Source organism: Microbacterium sp. NPDC097977, assembly GCF_040302605.1.
Classification (GTDB): Bacteria; Actinomycetota; Actinomycetes; order Actinomycetales; family Microbacteriaceae; genus Microbacterium.
This window is the reverse complement of the sequence record NZ_JBEOUR010000095.1, coordinates 1-10,398: the sequence shown is the minus strand read 5'-3', so window position 1 is coordinate 10,398 and position 10,398 is coordinate 1. Positions and strand designations below refer to the sequence as shown.

General features: G+C 69.3%; 10 protein-coding genes. 8 read left to right on the top strand and 2 right to left on the bottom strand.

What is annotated here, in order from left to right:
• The 4 genes from argB to argH all read left to right on the top strand — a co-directional run.
• Positions 1–664: acetylglutamate kinase (argB, locus tag ABTZ43_RS15650; RefSeq protein ID WP_350539463.1), on the top strand; the 664-nt coding region annotated here is incomplete at its 5' end.
• Complete coding sequence (locus ABTZ43_RS15645; protein WP_350539462.1) at positions 661–1,872, top strand: acetylornithine transaminase; 1,212 nt, start codon at positions 661–663, stop codon at positions 1,870–1,872. The genes argB and ABTZ43_RS15645, both read left to right, overlap by 4 nt.
• Positions 1,869–2,798, top strand: a complete 930-nt coding sequence (gene argF, locus ABTZ43_RS15640; protein ID WP_045252695.1) for an ornithine carbamoyltransferase — start codon at positions 1,869–1,871, stop codon at positions 2,796–2,798. The genes ABTZ43_RS15645 and argF overlap by 4 nt, the downstream gene beginning before the upstream one ends.
• Positions 2,798–4,228, top strand: coding sequence for an argininosuccinate lyase (gene argH / locus ABTZ43_RS15635; RefSeq protein WP_350539464.1), 1,431 nt, complete (start codon positions 2,798–2,800; stop codon positions 4,226–4,228). Before argF ends, argH begins: the two co-directional genes overlap by 1 nt.
• A gap of 46 nt (positions 4,229–4,274) precedes the next feature.
• Here the strand turns inward: argH and ABTZ43_RS15630 are convergent, their stop codons facing one another.
• The gene (locus ABTZ43_RS15630) at positions 4,275–4,862 is read right to left on the bottom strand and encodes a DUF1349 domain-containing protein (RefSeq protein ID WP_350539461.1); all 588 of its coding nucleotides are present in this window, start codon (positions 4,860–4,862) and stop codon (positions 4,275–4,277) included.
• A 59-nt stretch (positions 4,863–4,921) separates the two neighbouring features.
• Here ABTZ43_RS15630 and ABTZ43_RS15625 point away from each other — a divergent pair, with 59 nt between their 5' ends.
• The 4 genes from ABTZ43_RS15625 (at position 4,922) to ABTZ43_RS15610 (ending at position 8,639) form a co-directional block, all read left to right on the top strand.
• Entirely contained in the window at positions 4,922–5,566 is a 645-nt protein-coding gene (locus tag ABTZ43_RS15625) for a SatD family protein (protein WP_056421138.1), read from the top strand.
• Positions 5,563–6,384, top strand: coding sequence for a hypothetical protein (locus ABTZ43_RS15620; RefSeq protein ID WP_350539460.1), 822 nt, complete (start codon positions 5,563–5,565; stop codon positions 6,382–6,384). Before ABTZ43_RS15625 ends, ABTZ43_RS15620 begins: the two co-directional genes overlap by 4 nt.
• Before the next feature lie 63 nt (positions 6,385–6,447).
• Positions 6,448–7,749, top strand: coding sequence for a tyrosine--tRNA ligase (gene tyrS, locus ABTZ43_RS15615; protein ID WP_350539459.1), 1,302 nt, complete (start codon positions 6,448–6,450; stop codon positions 7,747–7,749).
• 92 nt (positions 7,750–7,841) lie between these two features.
• The gene (locus ABTZ43_RS15610) at positions 7,842–8,639 is read left to right on the top strand and encodes a DUF4184 family protein (protein ID WP_350539458.1); all 798 of its coding nucleotides are present in this window, start codon (positions 7,842–7,844) and stop codon (positions 8,637–8,639) included.
• Here ABTZ43_RS15610 and ABTZ43_RS15605 read toward each other — a convergent pair.
• On the bottom strand, positions 8,624–9,967 hold the full coding sequence (locus ABTZ43_RS15605; RefSeq protein ID WP_350539457.1) for a CoA transferase: 1,344 nt from the start codon (positions 9,965–9,967) through the stop codon (positions 8,624–8,626). The two genes, ABTZ43_RS15610 and ABTZ43_RS15605, sit on opposite strands and share 16 nt — an antisense overlap.
• Positions 9,968–10,398 lie beyond the last annotated feature (431 nt).

The window sequence follows — 10,398 nt, the reverse complement described above, 5'->3', positions numbered from 1 at the left end:
CCCCAGTGAGTTCAAGGGCGGCTACCGGGTCACCAACACCGAGGCGATCAGCGTCGTGCGCATGGTGCTCACCGGCCAGGTCAACCCGCAGCTCGTCTCCAAGATCAACTCGCACGGCCCCATCGCGACCGGTCTCAGCGGGGAGGACGCCGGACTCTTCGGCGGACGCCGTCGCGGTGTCGTCATCGACGGGGAGGAGATCGACCTCGGCCGCGTCGGCGACGTCGTGGAGGTCGACCCGACGCCCGTGCTCGATCATCTCGCCGCCGGTCGCGTGCCCGTGGTCTCCAGCATCGCGCCTGACCTCGATCACCCCGGCCAGTCGCTGAACGTGAACGCGGACGCCGCGGCCGCCGCGCTCGCGGTGGCGCTCAAGGCGCGCAAGCTCGTCATCCTCACGGATGTGCCCGGGCTCTACGCGGATTGGCCCAATCGGGACTCCCTCGTATCGCACATCACCTCGGACGCTCTCATCGAGATGCTCCCGAGCCTCGAATCCGGCATGATCCCGAAGATGAAGGCATGCCTGGATGCGATCGAGGGCGGCGTGGATGCCGCCGCCATCATCGACGGACGGGTGCCGCATTCGGTTCTCGTCGAACTCTTCACCAGCAAGGGAATCGGAACAGAAGTGGTCTTGGGAACGACAGGGACGAACGCATGAGCAACTGGCAGGACGACGCAGCGAGCGATCTGGTCCTCAACGCAGGACCACGCCTGGCGATGCTCACCCGAGGGGAGGGGTCGTACCTCTGGGACTCCGAGGGACGTCGTCATCTGGACTTCCTCGCGGGAATCGCGGTGACCTCCCTCGGTCACGCGCATCCGGTGTTCGTCGAGGCCGTCTCGAGGCAGGCCGCCACACTCGCCCATGTCTCCAACTACTTCGCCACGCCGTCGCAGCTGGCACTCGCCGCGCGACTGAAGCGCCTGGCCGGTGCGGGTCTCGACGGACGCGTGTTCTTCTCGAACTCGGGGGCTGAGGCCAACGAGGCCGCCTTCAAGCTCGCGCGACTGCACGGTGGTGCGGAGAAGCCGCGCATCCTCGCCCTGCAGAACGGGTTCCACGGTCGCACCATGGGCTCGCTCGCGCTGACCGCCAAGGAATCCATGCGGGCGCCGTTCGAGCCGATGCCCGGGGGAGTCGAGCACATCCCCGCGACCGTCGAGGCGCTCGAGGCGGCGATGGACGACCGCGTCGCCGCGGTGATCGTCGAGCCCATCCAGGGCGAGGCCGGGGTCGTCGAGCTTCCCGAGGGGTACCTCCAGGCGGCCCGCTCCCTGACCTTGGCGCACGGCGCGCTGCTCATCGTCGATGAGATCCAGACGGGGGCGGGGCGCACCGGAGCCTGGTTCGGCTTCAGCCATGAGGGCATCACCCCCGACGCCATCACCCTCGCGAAGGGGATCGGCGGCGGCTTCCCCATCGGAGCGCTCGTCACCTTCGGAGCGGCGAGCTCGCTGTTCACACCCGGCTCCCACGGGTCCACCTTCGGCGGGAACCCGTTGGCGACCGCGGTGGCCGATGCGGTGCTCGCCGAGATCGAGAGCGCGGGACTCGTCGAGAACGCCGCGCGCCGCGGGGAGGAGCTCCGCGACATCATCACGGCGATCGATTCACCCCTCATCACCGGCATCCGCGGTCGCGGCCTCCTGATCGGCGTGGCGCTCAGCCACCCCGTCGCGAACGAGGTCGTCGCCGCCGCCCAGGAGCGCGGTCTCATCGTGAACGCCGCGAACCCCGAGACGGTGCGCATCGCGCCCGCCCTCACGATCGGAGACGCCGAACTCACCGAGTTCCGCGAACTCTTCGCCGCATCGCTCGCCGATGTCCAGGCATCCCTCACCGACTCCGGAAAGGCCCGCGTATGACCCGCCACCTGCTGCGTGACGACGATCTGACCCCCGCAGAGCAGGCGGAGATCCTCGATCTCGCCCTCGAGCTGAAGAAGGATCGCTGGGCGAACAAGGCCCTCGCGGGTCCCCAGACGGTCGCGGTGATCTTCGACAAGTCGTCGACCCGCACCAGGGTCTCGTTCGCGGTCGGCATCGCCGACCTCGGAGGCTCGCCCCTGATCATCTCGACCGCGAGCAGCCAGCTGGGCGGCAAGGAGACCCCGTCCGACACCGCGCGGGTGCTCGAGCGTCAGGTCGCGGCCATCGTGTGGCGCACCTATGCGCAGGCGGGCCTCGAGGAGATGGCCGCCGGAACCAGCGTCCCCGTCGTCAACGCCCTCTCCGACGACTTCCACCCGTGCCAGCTGCTCGCCGACCTGCTCACGATCCGTGAGCACAAGGGCGACCTGAAGGGGCTCACCCTGACCTTCTTCGGCGACGGGCGGAGCAACATGGCCCATTCGTACGCGCTCGCCGGGGTCACGGCGGGGATGCACGTGCGCATCGCCTCGCCGGCGGACTACGCGCCCCGAGCCGACATCGTCGAGGCGGCGGATCGTCGTGCGGCCGAGACCGGCGGTTCGATCACCCTCCTCACCGACGCCGTGGAGGCGGCGGCCGGCGCCGACGTCATCGTCACCGACACCTGGGTGTCGATGGGCAAGGAGGAGGAGAAGCTCGCCAGGATCCGCGACCTCGGGGGATACAAGGTGACGCCGGAGACGATGGAACTCGCCGATTCCGACGCGATCTTCATCCACTGCCTCCCCGCCGACCGGGGGTACGAGGTCGACTCCGACGTGATCGACGGCCCGCAGAGCGTCGTGTGGGATGAGGCGGAGAACCGTCTGCATGCGCAGAAGGCGCTGCTGGTGTGGCTGCTCGAGCGGAAGGGCGCCTGATGGTCGACGCGAAGAACGAAGGCACCAACGAGGGCGCCCTCTGGGGCGCGCGGTTCGCGACCGGGCCGTCGCCTGAGCTGGTGGAGCTCAGCCGATCGACCCACTTCGACTGGATCCTCGCGCCGTACGACATCGCGGGGTCGCACGCCCACGCCACGGCGCTCGCCGCGGCCGGGTACCTCGAGCCCGATGAGGCGACGAGGATGCACGAGGGACTGGATGCCGTCGCGCGCAAGGTCGCCGACGGGACTCTCCGGCCCGCGCCCTCGGACGAGGATGTGCACGGAGCACTCGAGCAGGCGCTGATCGCCGAGCTCGGCCCCGAGCTGGGCGGACGCCTGCGCGCCGGACGCAGCCGCAACGACCAGATCGCCACGCTCGTGAGGATGTACCTGATCGACCACGCCAAGGTGATCGCACGCGACCTGCTGCGTGTCATCGACGCGCTCGTCGCACAGGCCGAGGCGCATCCCGATGCGATCCTGCCCGGACGCACCCACCTGCAGCACGCGCAGCCCGTGCTGCTCGCCCATCACCTGCAGGCGCACGGCTGGCCGCTCGTCCGCGAGCTCGAGCGTCTCGTCGACTGGCGGCGTCGGGCCGGCGTCTCGCCCTACGGCGGGGGAGCGCTCGCGGGATCGACCCTCGGTCTCGACCCCGCGCTCGTGGCCACGGAACTCGGCCTCGATCGTCCGGCCGAGAACTCGCTCGACGGCACAGCGGCACGCGATGTGGTCGCCGAGTTCGCCTTCATCACGGCGATGACCGGTGTCGACATCTCTCGGCTGAGCGAGGAGATCATCCTCTGGAACACGCGCGAGTTCGGGTTCGTGACGCTGCACGATGGGTACTCGACCGGGTCGAGCATCATGCCGCAGAAGAAGAACCCCGACATCGCCGAGCTCGCGCGCGGCAAGTCCGGGCGCCTGATCGGCAACCTGTCCGGCCTGATGGCGACGCTGAAAGGACTCCCGCTCGCCTACAACCGCGATCTGCAGGAGGACAAGGAACCGGTCTTCGACTCCGTGCAGACGCTCGAGGTCGTGCTGCCCGCGTTCGCCGGCATGATCGCGACCCTCCGCTTCGATACCGAGCGGATGGCGGCTCTCGCTCCTGAGGGCTTCTCGCTCGCGACCGATGTCGCCGAGTGGCTCGTGAAGCGCCGGGTGCCGTTCCGCGACGCCCACGAGATCTCCGGAGCCCTGGTCCGTGCCTGCGAGGAGCAGGGCATCGGGCTGGAGGACGCCTCCGACGAACTGCTTCTCTCCGTCTCGGCGCACCTGGTGCCCGAGGTGCGCGAGGTGCTCACGATCGAGGGTTCGGTGGCGTCGCGCACCGGTGTCGGCGGCACCGCTCCCGTGCGTGTGGCCGAGCAGCGGGCCGAGCTCGTGGCCCGCGCCCAGGCGGCCGCACACGCACTCGGACTCTGACGGTCCCGACCGCCGGCCGTCGAGCGATCGACGGCCGGCGGGACGATCAGTGCAGCTCGGCGTCGGCGGACGACATCGTCCAGCGGGTGAAGCGCACGACGAGACCCGCACGGGTGGGGCCCGCGAGGAAGGGTCCGGCCGTGGCGGCGGACTCGCCGTCGAACGGCGCCACGCGCACCAGGCGCCAGTCGCCGTCATCCGCACGCGCGCGCACGATCACGGCATCCTGCCAGCGGCTCACCCGCACCGTGATCTCGCTGTCGTGCCAGTCGTCGACGTAGCCGACGGACCAGTCCGATCGCCCGTCGGTGACCACGGCGCCGAGGCCGAGGTGGTCGTCGGCGAACTCCACGCCCGCCTTGATCCAGTGCTCGTCGTCGCGGCGGACGAAGACGCCCGCCTGGTCGAACTGGCCTTTCCAGGGAGCGCGGAACGAGACGTCCATCGCCTCGCCCACCGCCAGCGGGGCGAGCAGCGCATGCTCGGTGTCGTGCACGAAGCCGTAGGCCGTGTGGCGCCAGGCATCGCTGCCTTCGACCGCGGTCACGAGCAGATGGTCGCCGTCGACCGTGACGTCGGCGGGTTCGTGTGTCCAGGAGGCGTCGCCCCAGGGGATGATGTGCGATTCAGGCATGTTCCGAGACTATAACCAAATAGAGCATAAAGCAAAGTTATTCGTGATATGGTTATGCCATGGTCATCGCCGTGCTCGCCGACATCGTGGGGTCTCGCAGGCTCGACGACCGCACGGCCGCGCAGCGGATCCTCGACGACACCATCGCCAGGGTCGAGAAGGACCTTCCGCTCGCGCAGCATCCGCTGGTCCCCACCGTCGGCGACGAGCAGCAGGGGATCTATCGCGACCTGGAGAGCGCGATGGTGTCGCTGCTGATGATCCAGCTCGCGCTGCCGGACGGACTCGCGTTCCGCTTCGGGATCGGCGTCGGTGAGGTGCGCGCGGTCGATTCCGTGCACGGTGAGCTCGCCGACGGACCGGGGTGGTATGCCGCGCGTGCCGCGATCGAGATCGTGCATGCGAGAGAAGGCCGAGCCGTGCCGCGCACGCGCACCTGGATTGTCGGAGCCCCCGGGCAGGATGAGGTCATGCAGAGCACGATCGCGGCATCGAACGCCTACCTCCTCGTCCGTGACGAGCTGGTCGGGGTGATGAACGAGCGGGAGCGACGGCTGACCTACGGACGTCTGCTGGGCCGTTCGCAGCACGACCTCGCCGCCGAGGAGGGCATCTCGCAGCCCAGCGTCTCCAAGTCGCTGCGCAATGCCGGAAGCGCTGCACTCCTCGAGGGACTGGTCGCGCTGCGGGGAGCGAGCGCGTGATCCTCGCCGGATTCGTCCTGCTCGCCGTGGGTGCCGCCGATCTCGTGCGGCAGTTCGCCCCCCGCCGGTGGATCGGCTACCTCGCGGCCGGCATCATCCTGCTGCTGCTCGGCAGCGTGAGCGACGCGCTGCTGCCGATGATCGCAGGGCTCGTGATCGGCGCCCTGTGGGTCTGGAGCATGCCGTCCGAGCGGCCCGCCCCTCTCGGTTTCTGGCCCGCCGTTCTGCTCGCGCTCGTCGCGGTCGGGTCCGTGGTGTGGGTCCCGGCGCGCGTCGACGCCGGGATGATCGGAGCCGTCTGGAGTCTGCGTTCGCCGTTCGGCGACATCCCCTTCGACCTCGCGATCCTCGCCCTCGGAGCGGGCGTGTTCCTTCTCGAATCCTCGAACCTCGTCGTGCGCGCCGCTCTCGACGGTGAGCACACGTGGCGCCCCATCGACCGCGGTGCGGGCACCGAGCCGACCGCCGCGGACGGCGAGGCCGCGGACGACGCTCGATCCGACACGGCCACGCCGCTGGCCGTCCCCGTCCTGGGTGCCGTGGCAGAGGCGACGCCGACCCGCGACCCGCGCGCGGGGTTCCAGGGCGGGCGACTGATCGGCCCGCTCGAGCGCATCCTGGTGATGATCCTCACTCTGGCGGCCGCCTATCCGATCCTCGCCGCGATGCTCGCGGCCAAGGGCATCGTCCGATTCCCCGAGATATCCCGCGACGGCGAGACCGGAGCGCGGGCGGAGTACTTCCTCGTCGGCAGCCTCGTGAGCTGGGTCATCGGGCTGAGCGCCGCCTTCCTGGTGTGGTGGGCTGCGCACAGCTGACGCAGCGCGATCCGTCCGTGGGGCGGCGAAGTGACGGCATCCGCCGCTGATAGCCTGGTGCGCGTGTCGAATACCGATCTGACGACCGCCCCACCGGCGATCGACCCCACGTTCGAGAACGTGTGGGACGAACTGCTGTGGCGCGGGCTCGTCCATGTGTCCACTGACCAGGAGGCGCTGCGCGCCCTTCTCGCCGGGGACCCGATCACGTATTACTGCGGCTTCGATCCGACCGCCGCCAGCCTCCACCTCGGCAACCTGGTGCAGCTGCTGACGCTGCGACGCATCCAGCTCGCCGGGCACCGGCCGCTCGGACTCGTCGGCGGTTCGACCGGTCTGATCGGCGACCCTCGGCCCACGGCGGAGCGCACGCTCAACACGCGCGAGACCGTCGAGGAGTGGGTGGGACGACTGCGCGCGCAGGTCGAGCGCTACCTCAGCTTCGAGGGCGACAACGCCGCCCGTATCGTCAACAACCTCGACTGGACGGCGCCGCTGTCGGCCATCGACTTCCTGCGTGAGATCGGCAAGCACTACCGTGTGGGCACGATGCTCAAGAAGGATGCGGTCGCGGCGCGACTGAACTCGGACGAGGGCATCAGCTACACCGAGTTCAGCTACCAGATCCTGCAGGGGATGGACTTCCTCGAGCTGTACCGCCAGTACGACTGCGTCCTGCAGACGGGTGGATCCGATCAGTGGGGCAACTTGACCAGCGGCACCGACCTCATCCGTCGGTCCGAGGGCGTGGCCGCACATGCGATCGGCACGCCGCTGATCACCAACAGCGACGGCACCAAGTTCGGCAAGAGCGAGGGCAATGCCATCTGGCTCGACCCGGAGATGTGCAGTCCGTACCGGATGTACCAGTTCTGGCTCAGTACGGCGGATGCCGATGTGATCGAGCGCCTCAAGGTGTTCACGTTCCTCAGCCGCGCGGAGATCGAGGAGTACGAGGCCCTCGTCGAATCGGAGCCGTTCCGGAGGGCGGCGCAGAAGCGTCTGGCGCTCGAGGTCGTCGCCATCGTGCACGGCATCGAGGCGACGGCGGCGGTGATCGCGGCATCCGAGGCGCTGTTCGGCCAGGGCGACCTGACCGCGCTCGATGCCTCGACGCTGCGCACCGCACTCGAGGAGCTTCCGAACGCCACGGCCTCCGCCGGCTCTTCCGTCGTCGACGCGCTCGTCGCGACGGGGCTGGTCTCGAGCACGTCCGAGGCGCGACGCGCGATCGCTCAGGGAGGAGTCTCCCTCGACGGCGAACGTGTGCAGGATGACACGGCCACGGTGCGAGGAACCCTCCCGGGCGGGGTGTCGGTGCTCCGTCGGGGCAAGAAGACCCTCGCCGGTGTCTTCCTCGCCTGAGGACCGACCGATCGTCTGACGGCGACCGACCGAGCATCTTCGGTCGGTCGCCGTCGTGCATCATTCCGCCGACTCGACAGGAGACACAGTCGATGCCGTTCACCCCGAGCCACGCGGTGGTCGCCCTGCCGTTCGTCCGCACACCGCTCGTGCCCGCGGCGATCGCGATCGGTGCGATGACGCCGGATCTGCCGCTGTTCCTGCGGGGAGTGGGCCTGCGATACCCGTTCACCCACACCTTCGAGAACGTGCTGTGGACCGCGCTGGTCGCCTTCGTCCTGTTCCTCCTGTGGCGGGTCGTGCTTCGTCCGGCCGTCGGCGAGCTCTCGCCCCTGGCTCTGGCGCGACGGCTGCCGGAGGAGTGGCAGCAGGTCGGTGTCTCGGCCGCGGGATCGGCGGTCGGGATCGGGGCGTCGCGTCGCGCGTACCCGGTGCTGCTCGCGGTGTCGCTGATCCTGGGAGTCCTGAGCCACATCGTCTGGGATCTGTTCACGCACGAAGGACGGTGGGGTGTCGAGACCTTTCCCGCGCTGGGAATGATGTGGGGGCCGCTGACGGGGTTCAAGTGGCTGCAGCACGGGTCCAGCGTGACGGGTCTCGTGATCCTCGGCGTCTGGGCGTGGCGACGACTGCGCGACACCGAGCCCCGCGTCATCTCCGAGCGAGCAGTGCCCGCGGGCATGCGCATCGCGTGGTGGTCGTCGTTGCCGGTGATCCTTCTCGCCGCGGTCGTCATCGGCTACTTCGCCTACGGGCCGTTGACCGCGGAGTTCACCGCCCAGCATCTCGCCTATCGGATGCTGCCACCGGCCTGTGCACTGTGGGGTGCGCTGACTCTGGTGCTGTGCCTGACGATCCCGCTGTTCCGACGCCGTCACCAGACGGGCTGATCGGAACCCCAGAGATGCGGGGCGGCGAACTCCACGCCGGGAAGAGCGGGTCGTGCCGTCGAGACCCGATGTCCGCCGACCTCGAATGTGGCGGTGTGTGCAGAGAGATCGATCTCCCGCTCCACCTCGGGGTGTCGGTTCCGCGGCATCCCGAGCAGCTCGGCCGCGATGCGCCGCAGGGATGTGCGCACGACCCACGAGTCGCCGTCCCTCCGCTGCCGTTCGAGCAGGTCGATCACCGCCGCGGCGAGAAGGTAGCCGGCGCTGTGATCCAGAGCCTGAGCCGGTAGCGCGCCGGGGCGCTCGCCATCGGCTGACTCGACCATCGAGATGCCGGACTCGGCCTGCACCAGACTGTCGAATCCGGCCCGATGCGGCTCATCGTCGCCCCAGGCGCTGAGCTGGGCGATGACGAGACCCGGATGACGAGCCGCCAGGTCTGACGGCGAGAGACCGAGCCGGTCGAGTGCGGCGGGTCGGTATCCCAGGACCACGACGTCTGCCGCGGCGAGCAGCTCCTCGAATCGTCCGCTGCGTGCATCGAGCACCGCGGACCGCTTGCCGTGACCGGTGTCCAGGTGCTGCCACTCGGGTTCGGCGAGTCGGGGTGGGTCTATGCGCAGCACGTCCGCGCCCAGGAGTGCGAGGGTCCGTGTGCACACCGGCCCGGCGATCACACGGGTGAGATCCAGCACGCGGACGCCGGCGAGCGGCACCGAAGGGATGCTGCCGCGGGCGTCGTGGCGGAGGGTGTCGGGGCGTGAGCGGGGAGCGGGGGAGGGCGCGCGGTCGACGGCGAGCAGGGGAGTGGTGCGCTGTCGCTCGTCATCGCGCGGATCCTCCTGTCGTACGGGAACGGCGAGACCGCGCGCGGCGGTGATCCTGTCGACGGCTTCGCGGGAGGTGAGTGCGAGGATCGCGGTGCGCACGCCGCGCGCATCGGCGTCCGCCCCGAGTCCGAGTCCGTCGCGCAGTCGACGAGCGTGATGCGGGTAGTTGCCGTGTGTGCGGACCCAGCCGTCCGCGGTGCGCCAGAAGCCGGAATACACGGACCACACGTCGGGTGGCGTGCCATCGACCGTGAGCACGCGATCGCTCCGGTACGCGACGGCGACCCGATCGGGATCCGGCAGGCCGTCGAGACCCACGATCAGACCGCAGGCGCGCACGCTGGCCCAGGCGAGATCTCCTACGGCGAGACGCGAAGGGAGAGGGACGGCCCCCGCGGGGATGTCGCCGTGATCACCCGCATCCGCGACGATGCCGAGGTCCGCTCGTACACGACGAAGGATCGAGGCTGCGGGGGAGAGCGAGGGCGGTCGGATCACGGTGAGATCGTACCCGTGGGGGTGCGTTGCGGGAATAAGAGCCGCTGGCCTGGGCAAAGCACGCGCGGGAGGGTGGACGACACGCCCGGCGGGCAGCCATGATTTGCCGGAACCTCGGAATCCACGTAACTTATTACTTGTTCGCCCCACAGGGAAGCGGAGAGGCCGAGAGCTTCACCCCCCTCAAGCGGAGAACCACCTCCCACATCCTCTCACTTGTGAGAACAGACGCGTGCGTCTAGGATGGGAGATCCACCCCTTCTGCGGCTGTCGACAGCTGCGCAGCGGATCTGAGATCCGCACGGCGCGCTGATTTGACAAGCGGGATCGGGTGGCTAAGATAGAGAAGTTGCCCTTCGGGCCTGGTTGTGATGACTGGGTCGTGGGAGCATCCGATCCTTGAGAACTCAACAGCGTGCACTTGTCAAATG